This window comes from Deltaproteobacteria bacterium (assembly GCA_016709225.1).
Taxonomy (GTDB): Bacteria; Myxococcota_A; Polyangia; order Nannocystales; family Nannocystaceae; genus Xiheibacterium; species Xiheibacterium phototrophicum.
Genome location: JADJEE010000002.1, coordinates 378,601 through 392,632, shown reverse-complemented (window position 1 = coordinate 392,632; position 14,032 = coordinate 378,601). Strand labels below are relative to the sequence as shown.

The following is a 14,032-nucleotide window of genomic DNA, read 5'->3' as shown; positions in this document are numbered from 1 at the left end:
GTGTGATCCCGCGGCTTGCCGATCCCAGCAACCGTCGTGTATTGGAGTGCGACTCCACGGTCGCTCGCGCTGCCCCACCACGCCCCAAGCGTTCGGGTGGCCACTCGTCCGCCGCGGCGCGTTCCTCCACAGGTCCGTCGCCAAGGACCTCCGCTCCCGGCACCACGCGATGCTGTTCGACTGGGTATACGGCCTGTTCTCGAACGATCTGGCGATCGACCTCGGTACCGCCACGACGCTCACGTACGTGAAGGGCAAGGGCATCGTCGCGCACGAGCCGTCGGTGGTGGCGGTGCAGAAGAACGCCAACCAGAAGCGGGTGCTCGCGGTCGGCAAGGAAGCCAAGGAGATGCTCGGGCGCACGCCCGGCAACATCGTCGCGATCCGGCCCATGAAGGACGGCGTCATCGCCGACTTCGAGGTCACCGAGGCGATGATGCGCTACTTCATCACGCGCGCGCACAACCGCCAGACCCTCGTGAAGCCGCGGATCATCATCTGCGTGCCGTCGGGGATCACCGAGGTGGAGAAGCGCGCCGTCCGTGACTCGGCACTCGCCGCCGGCGCCCGCGAGGTCTTCCTCATCGAGGAGCCCATGGCCGCGGCGATCGGCGCCGGCCTGCCGATCACCGAGCCCGGCGGCAACATGGTCGTCGACATCGGGGGGGGCACCGCCGAGGTCGCGGTGATCTCGATGGCCGGCATCGTCGCGTGCAAGAGCTGCCGCGTCGGCGGTGACAAGATGGATGAGGCGATCATCCAGCACATCAAGCGCAAGTACAACTTGCTCATCGGTGAGCGCACCGCCGAGCGCATCAAGATCGAGATCGGCACCGCGGCGCCGACCGAGGTCGTGATGACGATGGAGGTCAAGGGGCGCGACCTCGTCGCGGGCATCCCCAAGACCGTCGTGGTCGACTCCGACGAGATCCGCGAGGCGCTGTCCGAGCCGGTCAGCGCGATCGTCGACGCCGTGCGATCGGTGCTCGAGCGCGCGCCGCCGGAGCTGTGCGCCGACATCGTCGACAAGGGCATCGTGCTCACCGGTGGCGGCTCGCAGCTCGCCAACCTCGACGTACTGCTCTCCGAAGAGACCGGTCTGCCGGTGTTCCTCTCCGACGAGCCTGAGTTCGCGGTCGTGCTGGGCTCCGGTGCCGCGCTCGACGAACTCGACCTGCTGCGCGAAGTCGCGTTGCAGTAAGGGAACAACGCGGCCCCGAGCGGCCGTCCGAAGGTGCCCGATGGCAGTGTCCCTCCGCAGCGTGCGCAATGGTGCCTTGGTGGCGCTGTTGCTCGGCATCCCGGTGATGCTGTTGCGCAGCAGCCTGAAGGACCCCCACCAGATGGGGGCGTTCGATCGCGCGATCCGTCGCATCGGCGGCCCGCTCGAGGCGGCGGTCTCGTACTCCTTCGGCATGCTCGGCGGGTTCTTCGAGCGCTGGGTGCTGCAGGCGCGCCTGCAGGACGCCAACGAGGAGCTCGCGGGCGAGAACCGCGAGCTCAAGCAGAAGATGCGGGATCTCGCGCAGCTCGAGGAGGAGAACACGCAGCTGCGGCGCGCGCTGCAGATGCGCGAGCGCGTGCCCGAAGACATGATCCCCGCGGAGCGCGTCGGCGTCGATCAGTCGCCGTTCTTCCGCGTGGTCAACATCCGCATCGACCGCGGTCGCAACGTCGCCGAGCCCGGCATGGCGGTGTTGTCACCCGACGGCGTGGTCGGCCGCATCGACAAGAGCTTCGACGACTACAGCGACGTCATGTTGATCACCGACGCGCGCAGCATGGTCGCCGTCGAGGTCGCACGCAATCACGCGCAGGGCATCCTCGAGGGCGACAGCGAGGACAGCTGCGTGGTCGATGTCTCGAAGGACTACGAGGTCCAGCTCGGCGACATCATCCAGACCAGCGGCGTCGACGAGCTGTTTCCCAAGGGCCATCCGGTGGGGCAGGTGGTCGGCATCGAACAGCTGGTGGGCGATCAACAGCGGCTGCGCGTGATGCCCAGCGTGCAGTTCGATCGCCTCGACGTGGTGTGGGTGGTGCTCGCCGCGGCGCCCGCGACCGACCCCCAGGCCGAGCACGTGTCGTCGCTGCCGCAGGCGCGCGGCCTGGTGCCGATCCGCTAGCCCTCGGGCCCGAGACCGTCATGCTGCGCGCGTTCACGTACCTCATCGTCGGCTGGCTGCTGGTGGCGGCGACCGGCGGCCTCGCCGAGGTGCTGGGACTCACGATCGTGCTACCGGCGACTTCGGCGGTGGTGATCGCACACGCTGCATTCACCGGGGAGCGTGAGCTCATCCCCGGGCTCGCCGTCGCGGTGAGCCTCGGCTACATCGAGGATCTCCACCAGGGCGCGCCGGTCGGCGTGCTCTCGCTGTCGCTGGCGGTGGCGTTCCTGGTGCTGCACTGGGCCGCCGGGCGCATTGCGGTGCGGGGCTGGCCGATGCGGGCGCTGGTGTCGCTGATGGCGGTCGCGCTGATCGACGCCGCGACCCTCGCGATCCTGCTCGCGCTGGCCGAGCCGCTCTCGGTTCGCACCGAGGCGTTGCTGCCGATGCTGATCGGGTTACGCTGGCATGCGCTCGCGACGGTGCTGGTGGCGCCGCCGGTGTGGGCGCTGCTCTCGCGACTGTTCGACCTGTTCCGCCTCGAGCCGCGCCCGCCCTCCGATCTCCATCTGGACCCGCGATGATCGACCTGCGCCAACCCGACAACCTCCGAGAGCTGCGGTCGCGGTTCTCCGGCATGGTGTTGGTGGTGTTCCTGGTGTTCTCGGGCCTGATGCTGCGGCTGTGCCAGCTGCAGGTGCTCGAGGGCGAGCACTACGCGCGTCGGGCCGAGCGCAACTTCGTCGACGTCGTCGATGTCGAGGCGCCGCGCGGCCGCATCTTCGACATCCAGGGCCGCCCGGTCGCCACCAATCGTCCCGCCTACACGCTCTACTTCACCGCGTGGACCCGCTTCCGAGCCGACGAGGACGGGGGCATCAGCGCCACCGAGGACGGTGAGCGCGAGAGCATCGACGACGAGACCGTCGAGCTGCTAGCCTCGTTGTTCGACTTCGTCGACGACGAGGACCGCGCGCAGACCCTGGGCCGCATCGAGGAGCTGCGCGGCGACGAAGACCGCGGTCGGCACGCGCAGATCCTCCGTCGCAACCTCGGCTGGGACGAGTTCGCGCGGCTGCAGGCGCGGCTGGGCGCGCTCGATCCGTGGATCGAGATCCGCGAGAGCTCGCGCCGCTTCTACCCCGAGGGCGAGCTGACCGGCTTCGTCACCGGACACATGGGCAACATCGATCGCGAGTCGCTCGAGCGCTCCGACCACCTCTCGTATCGCCCCGGCGATCGCGTGGGGCAGACCGGCATCGAGCGCATGTGGGAGAACTATCTGCGTGGGCGCCTCGGCTCGCGCTCGCGGGTGGTCGACGCCGCGCGCCGCGAGGTCGCCGAGCCCACCGCCGAGGCCCTCGCCGCGCTGCCGCCGGATCGCGATCCCATCCCCGGCCAGGACATCTACCTCACGCTCGACCTCGACCTGCAGCGCGTGGCCCACGACGCGGTCGCGGCCAAGCTCGCGGGGGCCGTGGTCGCGCTCGAGGCCGACACCGGCCGCGTGCTGGCGATGGTGTCGGTGCCGGGCGTCGACCCCAACCGCTACGAGCAGCCGATCCCCGGCGAGCTGTGGCGGCAGTGGTCGGAGAGCCCGCTCAAGCCGTTCATCGACAAGACCGTGCAGGAGCACTTCTTCCCCGGCTCGACCTACAAGGTCGTGTCGGCGCTGGCGGCCCTGTCCGATCCCGAGTTCGACCCCGACGCCGAGATCGAGTGCACCGGCTCGGTGCTGTTCGGTGGACGCCGCTTCAAGGACACCCACGTCCACGGCAACGTCGATCTCGAGCACGCGATCATCCAGTCGTGCAACACCTACTTCTACACGCTCGCGATGCGCAACACGCTGAGCCTCGAGCGCGTCGAGCAGTTCGCGCGCGCACTCGGCCTCGGTGAGCGCTCTGGCCTCGGCATCAACGGCGAGGTGAAGGGCACCATCCCGACCGAAGAGTTCGAGGCGCGCGAGGGCACCTACCAGGGCGGCGTGCGGCTCAACAGCGCCATCGGGCAGGGCAACGTGAAGGTCACCGTCATGCAGCTCGCGGTGGTCTATGCCGCGCTCGCCAACGGCGGTCGCGTCATGACGCCGTACCTGGTCGATCGCATCGAGACCAACGAGGGCAAGCTGGTGCTGGCCAACGAGCCCAAGCCGCGCAACGAGGCCCCGGTCATCAACGCCTACGATCGCGAGCGCATCCATCGTGGCCTGGTCGGGGTCGTCAACGATCCCAGCGGCACCGCCTACAGCGAGCGCCTCGCCAACGTGGTCGTCGCCGGCAAGACCGGCACCGCGCAGGTCGGTCGCGAGTCCGCCAACAACGAGATCGAGATCGCCGGCTGGGACACCACCGAGCACCACGCATGGTTCGCGGCCTACGCCCCCGCCGAGGCGCCACGCATCGTGGTCGTGGCGGTGGTGGAGCACGGTGGCACCGGCGCCGATGCAGCTGCGCCCATCGTGATGAAGGTGATCGATCACTACCTCGGCAGCACCACCTCGGAGACCGGCGAGCGACCGCGCGGCTTCGGCGTGCCGCCGCCGCTGCCCGGCCGCCCGGACGCCGACCCCGCGGCCGCCGATGGCGACGGCAAGCCCGGCGAGCGCCGCGATCCCACGCGCAACCCCCCGGAGACCAAGCCCAGCAAGCCGGCCCAGCAGCCCGCGAGCGAGCCGGCGCTGCCAGCCCACCGCGCCGACACCCGGAGTCCCGACTGATGCGATCGACGCTCGAGCGACCCCAGGATCTGCTCAGTCGACTGCGGCGGTCGATCGACTGGGTCATCGTGATCCTGACGTTTTCGATCGTCACGCTGGCGATCATCAACCTCAACAGCGCCGGCAAGGGCGACTGGACCGGTCGCGTGGCGACGCAGCTGCGCTGGGTCGGCCTCGGGACCATCGCGATGTTCGTGGTCACCGCGATCGACTATCGGGTGATCTACCGCGGGGCCTACGCTGCGTATGGCGTCGCGGTGGGGTTGCTCGCGCTGGTGCCGTTGTTCGGCATCAAGGTCAACAACGCCCGGCGTTGGCTGGGCACCGGCGACTGGCGCCTGCAGCCGTCGGAGCTGATGAAGATCGTCATCATCGTCGCGCTCGCGCGATACCTGCACGACTCGTCGTCGCGCACCAAGCCACGTGGGCTGCGGGACCTCGTGCTGCCGAGCGCGATGGTGCTGGTGCCGATGGCGCTGGTGGTCTATCAGCCCGATCTGTCGACGGGCTTGATGATCGCGATGCTGGCGATGTCGCTGCTCGCGATCACCGGCCTGACGCTGCGCAGCGCGTTGGTGCTCATGTCCGCCGGCGTGATCGCGTTCGCGTTGGGTTGGAGCTACATGCTTTCGTACCAGCGCAAGCGCATCGACGTGTGGCTCAACCCCGAGCTGTATGCCGACGACGAGGGCTACCAGACCATCCAGGCGATGATCGGCGTCGGTGACGGCGGGTTCTTCGGTCGCGGCATCGACAAGGGCACCCAGAGCTCGCTGGGATTCCTGCCCGAGCCCTTCACCGACTTCCCGTTCGCGGTCTACGCCGAGGAGTGGGGCTTCGTCGGCGGGGCAATGCTGCTCACGCTCTACATGAGCCTGATCCTGTGGGCGATCAACATCGCGTCGCAGGCGCGGGACCGCTTTGGTGCGTTGGCATGCGTCGGCGTCGCCGCGTTGTTCTTCTGGCACGTCACGATCAACGTCGGCATGGTGCTGCAGCTGCTGCCGGTATCGGGCGTCACGCTGCCGTTCATCAGTGCGGGTGGCTCGAACGTGCTGACGATCATGCTCGCGCTGGGCGTGCTGATGAGCGTCTCGCGATCCCGCCACGTCCGCTGACGTTGGGGCAGCTCGCCGCGCACCGGCTTGCACAGGCGTTGCGGCGAGCCTGCGCAGGTCGGTTCGCACGGTGACGGCGCGGGAAACCATGGCCATACTCTGCGACCGCAATGCGCCCCATCGTCGGCGTGCTCACCAATCCGAATTCCGGCAAGAACCGCCGGCACCCCCAGCGTCGCCGCGACCTGGAGCGGGCCGTCGGTGCGGCGGGGATCGTGCGCGAGACCTGCGACGTGGACTCGCTGCCCCGTGTGCTGGAGGAGTTCCTCGACGCGGGCTGCCGCTGGTGGGTCTGCGATGGCGGCGACGGCACGCTGCACTGGATGTTGTCGGTCGGGCACGAGCTCGTGCGCGCGCGGCGTGCCGCGGGCGTCATGGTCGACTGGCCGGGCATCGTGCCGGGTAACGGCGGCAGCATCGACTTCGTCGCCCACAAGGTCGGCATCCGCGGCGACGCAGCGCAGCTCGTGCGAGTGCTCGTGCACCGCGTGCGGGCGGGCGTGCCGCTCGACACCGTCTCGATCGACACCCTGCACGTGCAAGGTCGGCGCGCCGACGGCAGCGGCATCGATCATCTCGGCTTCGCATCGGCGGTCGGGGGCATCGCGCAGCGCTTCTTCGACAAGCTGTACGAGCGCAAGCCGGTCGACGCGTGGTCGATCGCGCGGGTGATCGGTCGTTCGACCGCCGGCGCGTTCGCCAATCACACCCCTGGGCTCGGCCAGCTGTTGCCAGCCGAGCTCCGCGACTACGCCGAGGCGGTGTTCGAGCCGACCCTGGCCCACGTCGACGTGGATGGGCGCGCGCTGCCGTTCGAGAGCTTCGCCTCGCTGCAGGTCGGCGCCATCGACATCAGCCTCGGTGGCGTCGTGCGGACCTTCCGGCACGCGCAGGCGCCCGGGGTCCTGCACGCGCAGGCGATCTCGACCTCACCGCTGGGCATCGTCGCGAACCTGCCCAACATCGTGCTGGGCACCCCCATCTGGGGTCGCCAGGTGTTCGACGGCACCGCGCAGTCGATGCAGGTTCGGGCCAAGGGCGGCAGCACGCTCGATCCGGTGATCGATGGCGAGCTGTTCCGCGGCTTCGCGGCGCTGGACATCGCACGGGGCCCGTCGCTCGACGTGCCGGTGTTGCACGCCGCCTGAGCACACGCGCACGCTCGTACCGTGGCGAGTTCGTGCGTGCCGAGAGGGAACGCACGGGTCGCCGTGGGCGCCTCGATCATCGGACGATCGATCGGCAAGGGCGACGGCGCTCGGACACGTGGTCGCCACCTGGACGGTTGACAGCGAGGGCTGCGACGCGGCAGCGTCCCGCTCGGAGTTTGCCATGAAGCGCACCATTGCCACTCTTTTCGCCACTTCCTCCTTCGCGATCGCTGCGACCGCCAACGCCGACGAGCTGCAGAGCCGTCCCGAGCCCCTCGGTGCGTACGATTACGACGCGGCGCCGGCGGTGCTCTTCGTGCCGACCGAGCCGGTCGACCTCGTGCCGGCCACCATGTGCCCGGTGTCGACGGGCGGTCAGAGCAACTCCGGCCTCGGCTGCATCGCTGGCCTCGAAGAGGCGGGTCCGAGCACCCCGGGTGCCGACGTCGCGGACATCGTCGACGGCCTCACGACCGCGTTGGCGCCGTACAACGTCCGCGTCACGACCACGCGTCCGCCCGAGTACGTGCCGTACCTGATGCTGCTGGTCAACGACACCGTCTCGAAGACGGGCACCAGCTACACGTGCACCGGCGCGCCGATCGGCTGCGACGCCAAGCCCCGCCACGAGATCGCGTCGATCAGCGGCGGCACCATGAACTGCGACATGCCCGACCGCGTGCAGTCGGCGCTGATCGCCTTCGGCTACATCTCGGGCCTCGAGAACACCGACGATCCGACCGACGTGATGTACTACCGCCCCGCGTCGGACACCGGCGGGCCCGACTGGACCATGCCGTCCACCACGTTCGTCGACACCTGCGTCAACCAGGTCGAGAGCATCGATGGTGAAGACAACACCATGACCAACAACCTGGTGTGCGGCTACGTCCACGAGTCGTACTGCGACATGCAGGACGGGCAGATCAACCCGCACCAGGAGCTGCTCGGTGTGTACGGCGCGGGACCGTTCGTCGAGGACACCACGCCGCCGACCGTCGACATGATGACGATCGCGAACGACGGTGACGTGCTCCCGGCCGGCAGTGGCATCGACTTCCAGGCGATGGTCTCGGACGACAGCAACCTCGTGTTCGCGCGCTGGACCATCGAGTCGCCCGCGCTCGCAGGGCTGCCGGGCGCCGACGAGAACGGCCGCACCTGCAAGGGCACCAACGGCGTGTGCGCAGTCGAGTACTCGGGCGGCGCGGCGCCCTACTACGACTCGTCGGCGGGCTTCAGCACCGGCCCCGAGTTCGCGGGCGCGCTGCCGGGCGGCGACTACACCGTGACGTTCGAGGCCTCGGACCTCTCGGGCAACACCATCGAGCCCATCGTCGTGCACGTGACCATCGAGGGCGATGGCGGCACCGGTGGCGCGGATACCTCGGGTGGCGGCAGCGCCAGCGCCAGCGCCAGCGACACCAACGCCAGCGACAGCAACGGCGATAGCAGCAGCGAGGGCTCGGGCGGCGGCTCGGCCGACAGCGGTCAGACCGACGACAGCGACGGCGGCTGCAGCTGCACCACCGAGCCCGGTGCCGGCGGAGGTGCGTTCGCGCTGGGCCTGTTCGGCCTCGCGTTCGCCCGTCGTCGCAACCGCCGCTAGTGCGGCGAGGTGGTGCTCGGCGTCGGAGCCTCCGACGCCGGCCCAGCCGAAGGCGTCGCGCCGCGCTGCGGTTCGACGCCTTCGTGCGTTGGGGCGCCGGGGTGACGCCAGCGGCGGACCGCGAGGTGGACCAGCGGATAGCCGAGCGCAAGCGTGACCGCGACCAGCACCGCGGCACCGATCGCGAATGGCAGCAGCATCGACTGCAGCAGCGCGAAGAAGCCCGCGGCATCGAGCGCGCGCAGGCTCGCGAAGCTCGGCGCGGGTCGGCCCAGGAGCGCCAAGCCGATCCACAGCTCGCTCGCGTAGAAGAACGCGCCGGTCAGCGGGTTGACGACCGCGGTGCCGACGTAGGTCGCCGGGAGGTTGCAGCGCAGCAGCGGCGCCAACGCGAGCGCGACGAACATGCCCGCGAACGGGACCGGCAGCAGCGACAGCGACAGCCCCAACACGAAGCCGCCCGCCACGCCCCGCGGGGTCCCGCCCAGCGTCAGGAGCGACCGCAGGCCGGAGCGGAGCGAGCGCGTGCGCGGTGCCATCGTCGGGGGAGGCCCGCGGCGACCGTGGCGGTCGCCGCGTCGGGTCCATTCGCAGTCTAGTACCTCGACACAGGGATTGTGACGGGCCATAACACCGCCCTGACCGCGCCTCGCTGCGTTGCCGCACCTTGAAATACGCCCGGTATTCCGGCGGCACGGCGCCTTGCGGAGTCGCGGCCATGACGGCGTTCTGACCCATCACAATCCCTGTGTCGAGGTACTAGCCGCCGCGGGTGGGGTTTCGAGGCGGTCGGTGCGATCGTCCGCCCGCTGAACTTGCGAATCTACCCGCAGGTCGATTAGCCTCTTGGGCGTGGGACGTCCTCCGCTCTCGGCGATCTCGACCGCGACGCCGGAGCGAATCCTCGACGCCGCACGGATCGAGTTCGCCGCCGCCGGCTTCGCGCAAGCCAAGCTCGCCGACATCGCCGCGACCGCTGGCATCACGCGTCCGTCGCTGCTCTACCACTTCGACTCGAAGGAGGCGCTGTACGCCGCGACCGTGGCGCGCTGCTTCGATGGCCTCGCGCGCGCGCTGGCGGCCCAGGTCACCGCGACCGGGCCGTTCGTCGACCGGCTGCGCGCGACCATGCAGAGCTACCTCGCGTTCGTCGAGTCGGAGCCCGAGGTCGCACGCATCGTGCTGCGCGAGCTGGTCGCGGGCACCGGGCCGGGCGCCGACATCCTGATGAACCAGGTCGCACCGCTGGTCGATCTCGTCGAGCGGTTCATCCGCATGCAGGGCCGCGGGGTCGTGCGGGGTGACGTGCCGCTGCGTGCGGCGATCCTGCAGATCGCGACCGATGGGCTCGTCCGCGCCGCGGCCGGCCCGCTGCGCGTGCCGTTGTGGGGCGCAGAAGATCACGCGCAGAAGCTCGCCGAGCTGTTGCTGCTGGAGGAGGAGTACCGATGAGCACCGAGTCCAACGTCCGTGACGTGTCGGCCCTGTCCGCGGTGGGGCGCTCGCGCAACCCCAAGGTGTTCCTCGATCTCGTGGGTCCGGCCGTGCGCGGCTTCTTGCTCGAGCGCGGCAAGCAGGGGCCCCGCACGACGCTGGCGACCCGCAACGACGCCCAGTTCGTGTGGGACTACGAGCGCAACCGGGCCGATCTCGCCAAGCTCTACGACGCCGCCAAGCGCTCGCAGTGGAACGGCGACACCGATCTCGACTGGAGCATCCAGGTCGATCCGCACGACGAGCGCTACGAGCTCATCCCCGACGCGTGGTTGCCGCTCACGGATGTGCCCGAGTACCGCACGCTGCCCAAGCACACGCAGCAGACCCATCGTTGGGCGCTCACGTCGTGGATCCTGTCGCAGTTCCTACACGGCGAGCAGGGCGCGCTGTTCGCTGCCTGCCAGGTCACCGAGGCGGTCGAGTGGCTCGACGGCAAGCTCTACGGCTCGACCCAGGTGGTCGACGAGGGCCGACACGTCGAGGTGTTCCATCGCTACCTCGACGAGAAGCTCGGCAAGCTCTACCCCATCAACGACAACCTCTACACCATCATCGATGCGCTCATGACGGACGGCCGCTGGGACCTGAAGTTCCTCGGCATGCAGATCATGATCGAAGGCCTCGCGCTCGGTGCGTTCGGGACGCTGCGGCAGGGCACGCGCGAGCCGCTGCTTCGCGAGCTGCTCAAGTACGTCATCACCGACGAGGCCCGGCACGTCACCTTCGGGGTCATCGCGCTGCGCGACTACTACGGCCGCATCGCGGAGCGCGAGCGTCGTGAGCGCGAAGACTGGGCCTACGAGATCACGGTGCTGTTGCGCAACCGCTTCCTCGGTCACGAGTTCTACGACGAGTACTACGCCCACGTGATGCCCCGACGACGGTGGGACAAGCTCGTGCTGGGCTCGACCTTCATGCAGCGCTTCCGCGACACCATGTTTCGCCGCCTGATCCCGAACCTGCGTCGCATCGGCTTGCTCGGCGATCGCGTGCGGCGGCACTACGAGCGGCTCGGCCTGCTGGCGTTCGAGCACCTCCCGGCCGCGCCCGACCTCACGGCGGCCGAGATGTTCGGCGACGACGGCAATCCGGTCGGAGCCGTGTAGAGTCTCGTCATGGCCGATGGCGCGCCGGTGCTCCTGCTCGACGTGATGGGCACGTTGGTGCACGACCCGTTCTTCGTCGAGGTGCCGGCGTTCTTCGGCTGCGATCTCCAGGCGCTGGTGGTGCGCAAGCACCCGAGCGCGTGGGAGCAGTTCGAGCGCGGCGAGATCGACGAGCCCGAGCTGGCGTCGATGTTCTTCGCCGACGGCCGCACGCTCGACGTCGCGGGCCTGAAGGCAGCCATGCAGGCGGCGTATCGCTTCCTCCCTGGGATCGAGGCGCTGCTGCAGGAGCTGGTGGCGGCGCAGGTGCCGATGCACGTGCTCTCGAACTACCCGCACTGGTATCGCCTCATCGAGGAGCGCCTGGCGCTGTCGCGCTACGTGCCCTGGACGTTCGTTTCGTGCGAGACGGGCGTGCGCAAGCCGGAGCCTGCGGCGTATGCAGGCGCGGCCGCGACACTCGGCGTCGACGTCGGCGCCTGCGTGTTCGTCGACGATCGCCGGGTCAATTGCGAGGCTGCCCGGCAGCTGGGCATGCGTGCCGTGCACTTCCGGGACGCTGCGACGCTGCGTCACGCGCTCACCGAGCACGGTGTGCGGCTACCCACCTGATCGCGTGGGAGCGGGATTTCGAGCGGGCGAACGCCGTGGGCGCGCGCACCGACAAAACGGCCACGTGCGGTCCGCCGCATTCGCGTCAGCTCGGGTCCCGGCCACGGCCGCACCGAAGGGGCGAACCCCGTCGAGGCCGCGGGGGGCCGCCCTGCGCCGATGCCCCAACCGCCCCTTTGCGGCGCGGCCTGGCCGGCGACGCGGCAGGGACTTGGACCCGGCAAGGTTTTCGGTGCCATCACCCCATCCAAGCTGGCAGGTCCGCCCCGAATTCGGTCATCATGGACAGTGGTTGTCCGTGTCGTGGAACCAGTCCCCGGGCCCGCAGCCTGGTCGCCGTCGCGGCCAGGTGATTCGTGCGTGCTGCGAGGGGTCGTGAAAAGGAGCGCACATGAAGCTGCCAATCGAGATCACGTTCCGCAACGTCGCCCACACCGAGGGGGTCGAAGAGCGCATCAAGGCCAAGGCCGCGAAGCTCGACAAGTTCTTCGACAACATCACGAGCTGCCGCGTGGTCGTGGAGGCGCCGCACAAGCACCACCACAAGGGCAACACGTACCACGTGCGGATCGAGCTCACGGTCCCGGGCGGTGAGATCGTCGTCAACCGTGATCCCCAGGAGGCGGACCACGAAGACATGTCGATCGCGCTGCGCGACGCGTTCAACGCTGCCCAGCGTCAGCTGCAGGCATACGCCGAGAAGCACAACCCCTCGACGTCGCACTCCAACATGCGCATCACCGAGGTGCTCGGCTCCTAGACGGGCTGCTCGCGCGCGCCTCGCAGCCGCTCACGTGCGGTTGCGATGGCGGAAGCGACGCTTGCCCGGGCCGTAGTCGCCGGCGACCTGGCCACTGCCGCGGAGGATCCAGCGGTAGGTGACCAGGCCCTCGGCGCCGACGGGCCCGCGCGCACCCAGCTTGCTGGTGCTGACGCCGACCTCGGCACCGAGCCCGAAGCGGTAGCCGTCGGCGAAGCGCGAGCTCGCGTTGTGGAAGACGCAGGCCGCGTCGACCTGCGCCAGGAACTCGGCCGCCACGGCATCGTCGCTGGCGACGATGCACTCGGTGTGGCGCGAGCCGTACTGCTCGATGTGGGCCAGGGCGCCGGCGAGGTCGTCGACGCCGCGCACGACCAGCTCGAGCGCGCCGAACTCGTGGCCGTAGTCGTCGTCGCGCAGCGGGCCGATCGCGCCGTGGCGGGCCCGGGTGCGCTCGCAGCCGCGCAGCACCACGCCGGCGGCGGACAGCGCTGCCACGGCCGCGTCGAGCGCTGCGGTCGCGCCCGGCAGCCACAGCAGCGCCTCGATGGCGTTGCACGCCGCGGGGTAGCTGCACTTGGCGTCGAGCGCGACGCGGGCGGCCATCGCCGGCTCGGCGCTGTCGTCGAGCACCAGGTGGCACACGCCTTCGGCGTGCGCGAGCACCGGGATGCGACTGTGCTCCTGCACGTGGCGTACGAACGCCGACGACCCGCGGGCGACGACGAGGTCGACGTCGCGGTGCAGCGTCAGCAATGCGTCGACGTCGGCGCGGTCCTCGAGCAGGGTGATCGCGGCGCGATCGAAGCCCTCGCCTGCGAGCGCGTCGCACAGCACTTGGGTCAGCGCGGCGTTGCTGCGCGCGGCCTCGCGGCCACCCTTGAGCACGACCGCGTTGCCGCTGCGGATCGCCAGGCCGACGATCTGCGGCACCGCGTCGGGGCGGGCTTCGAACACCACCGCGAGCACCCCCAGCGGGCATGCGATGCGGCGCAGGTTGAGGTCGTCGTCGAGGTCGCGATCGATCGTCACGCGGCCCAGCGGATCGGGCTGCGCCGCGAGCTGCCGCAGCCCCTCGACCAGCCCGGCGAGCTTGGCATCGTCGAGCCCGAGGCGGGCGAACGCCGCGGCGCCCAGCTCCCCGCGCTCGACCGCGGCGCGGGCGTCCTCGAGGTCGGCCGCGTTGGCGCGTAGGATCGTCGCGCGCAGGCTCGGGCGTTCCAGCGCGTCGGCCATCGCGAGCAGCACCGCGCGGCGTTCGGGACCGCTGACGCGGCCCAGCGTGTGTCCGGCGCGCCGCGCAGCGCGGGCTGCGGCCGCGATCGTGGCGGTGCGTGCGTCGTCCGTCATGG

General features: G+C 69.9%; 13 protein-coding genes. 11 read left to right on the top strand and 2 right to left on the bottom strand.

Translation table 11 applies throughout. The features are described 5' to 3' along the window. Positions 1 to 169 precede the first annotated feature (169 nt). From IPH07_15875 to IPH07_15845, 7 genes are all read left to right on the top strand, one after another. On the top strand, positions 170 to 1,201 hold the full coding sequence (locus IPH07_15875; GenBank protein MBK6918871.1) for a rod shape-determining protein: 1,032 nt from the start codon (positions 170 to 172) through the stop codon (positions 1,199 to 1,201). Between the two features lie 40 nt (positions 1,202 to 1,241). After that, positions 1,242 to 2,126, top strand: coding sequence for a rod shape-determining protein MreC (gene mreC, locus IPH07_15870; GenBank protein ID MBK6918870.1), 885 nt, complete (start codon positions 1,242 to 1,244; stop codon positions 2,124 to 2,126). A gap of 20 nt (positions 2,127 to 2,146) precedes the next feature. Beyond that, entirely contained in the window at positions 2,147 to 2,692 is a 546-nt protein-coding gene (locus tag IPH07_15865; GenBank protein MBK6918869.1) for a hypothetical protein, read from the top strand. Then, positions 2,689 to 4,827, top strand: a complete 2,139-nt coding sequence (gene mrdA / locus IPH07_15860) for a penicillin-binding protein 2 (GenBank protein ID MBK6918868.1) — start codon at positions 2,689 to 2,691, stop codon at positions 4,825 to 4,827. Before IPH07_15865 ends, mrdA begins: the two co-directional genes overlap by 4 nt. After that, on the top strand, positions 4,827 to 5,945 hold the full coding sequence (gene rodA, locus IPH07_15855; protein ID MBK6918867.1) for a rod shape-determining protein RodA: 1,119 nt from the start codon (positions 4,827 to 4,829) through the stop codon (positions 5,943 to 5,945). Before mrdA ends, rodA begins: the two co-directional genes overlap by 1 nt. A 110-nt stretch (positions 5,946 to 6,055) precedes the next feature. Then, positions 6,056 to 7,093, top strand: a complete 1,038-nt coding sequence (locus tag IPH07_15850; protein MBK6918866.1) for a hypothetical protein — start codon at positions 6,056 to 6,058, stop codon at positions 7,091 to 7,093. A gap of 184 nt (positions 7,094 to 7,277) precedes the next feature. Continuing rightward, positions 7,278 to 8,705, top strand: coding sequence for an MYXO-CTERM sorting domain-containing protein (locus IPH07_15845; GenBank protein MBK6918865.1), 1,428 nt, complete (start codon positions 7,278 to 7,280; stop codon positions 8,703 to 8,705). Here IPH07_15845 and IPH07_15840 read toward each other — a convergent pair. Continuing rightward, positions 8,702 to 9,244, bottom strand: coding sequence for a DUF2062 domain-containing protein (locus IPH07_15840; protein MBK6918864.1), 543 nt, complete (start codon positions 9,242 to 9,244; stop codon positions 8,702 to 8,704). The genes IPH07_15845 and IPH07_15840 overlap by 4 nt on opposite strands. Positions 9,245 to 9,557: 313 nt before the next feature. Between IPH07_15840 and IPH07_15835 the strand changes: the two genes are divergently transcribed. The 4 genes from IPH07_15835 to IPH07_15820 all read left to right on the top strand — a co-directional run bounded on the left by IPH07_15835 (position 9,558) and on the right by IPH07_15820 (position 12,680). Further along, complete coding sequence (locus tag IPH07_15835) at positions 9,558 to 10,157, top strand: TetR/AcrR family transcriptional regulator (GenBank protein ID MBK6918863.1); 600 nt, start codon at positions 9,558 to 9,560, stop codon at positions 10,155 to 10,157. Then, complete coding sequence (locus tag IPH07_15830) at positions 10,154 to 11,308, top strand: ferritin-like domain-containing protein (GenBank protein MBK6918862.1); 1,155 nt, start codon at positions 10,154 to 10,156, stop codon at positions 11,306 to 11,308. The genes IPH07_15835 and IPH07_15830 overlap by 4 nt, the downstream gene beginning before the upstream one ends. 9 nt (positions 11,309 to 11,317) lie before the next feature. Then, positions 11,318 to 11,920 (top strand): HAD-IA family hydrolase, encoded by a 603-nt coding sequence (locus IPH07_15825; protein MBK6918861.1) that lies wholly within the window; start codon positions 11,318 to 11,320, stop codon positions 11,918 to 11,920. A 391-nt stretch (positions 11,921 to 12,311) separates the two neighbouring features. Then, positions 12,312 to 12,680, top strand: coding sequence for a ribosome-associated translation inhibitor RaiA (locus IPH07_15820; protein ID MBK6918860.1), 369 nt, complete (start codon positions 12,312 to 12,314; stop codon positions 12,678 to 12,680). A gap of 30 nt (positions 12,681 to 12,710) precedes the next feature. Here IPH07_15820 and IPH07_15815 read toward each other — a convergent pair whose 3' ends face one another. After that, positions 12,711 to 14,030, bottom strand: coding sequence for a glutamate-5-semialdehyde dehydrogenase (locus IPH07_15815; protein ID MBK6918859.1), 1,320 nt, complete (start codon positions 14,028 to 14,030; stop codon positions 12,711 to 12,713). Positions 14,031 to 14,032 lie beyond the last annotated feature (2 nt).

Excerpts from the sequence above, each read along its gene's own strand:
- IPH07_15875 (MBK6918871.1), top strand. The coding sequence starts at position 170 with ATGCTGTTCGACTGGGTATACGGCCTGTTCTCGAACGATCTGGCGATC.
- mreC (MBK6918870.1), top strand. The coding sequence starts at position 1,242 with ATGGCAGTGTCCCTCCGCAGCGTGCGCAATGGTGCCTTGGTGGCGCTG.
- IPH07_15865 (MBK6918869.1), top strand. The coding sequence starts at position 2,147 with ATGCTGCGCGCGTTCACGTACCTCATCGTCGGCTGGCTGCTGGTGGCG.
- mrdA (MBK6918868.1), top strand. The coding sequence starts at position 2,689 with ATGATCGACCTGCGCCAACCCGACAACCTCCGAGAGCTGCGGTCGCGG.
- rodA (MBK6918867.1), top strand. The coding sequence starts at position 4,827 with ATGCGATCGACGCTCGAGCGACCCCAGGATCTGCTCAGTCGACTGCGG.
- IPH07_15850 (MBK6918866.1), top strand. The coding sequence starts at position 6,056 with ATGCGCCCCATCGTCGGCGTGCTCACCAATCCGAATTCCGGCAAGAAC.
- IPH07_15845 (MBK6918865.1), top strand. The coding sequence starts at position 7,278 with ATGAAGCGCACCATTGCCACTCTTTTCGCCACTTCCTCCTTCGCGATC.
- IPH07_15840 (MBK6918864.1), bottom strand. The coding sequence starts at position 9,244 with ATGGCACCGCGCACGCGCTCGCTCCGCTCCGGCCTGCGGTCGCTCCTG.
- IPH07_15830 (MBK6918862.1), top strand. The coding sequence starts at position 10,154 with ATGAGCACCGAGTCCAACGTCCGTGACGTGTCGGCCCTGTCCGCGGTG.
- IPH07_15825 (MBK6918861.1), top strand. The coding sequence starts at position 11,318 with ATGGCCGATGGCGCGCCGGTGCTCCTGCTCGACGTGATGGGCACGTTG.
- IPH07_15820 (MBK6918860.1), top strand. The coding sequence starts at position 12,312 with ATGAAGCTGCCAATCGAGATCACGTTCCGCAACGTCGCCCACACCGAG.
- IPH07_15815 (MBK6918859.1), bottom strand. The coding sequence starts at position 14,030 with ATGACGGACGACGCACGCACCGCCACGATCGCGGCCGCAGCCCGCGCT.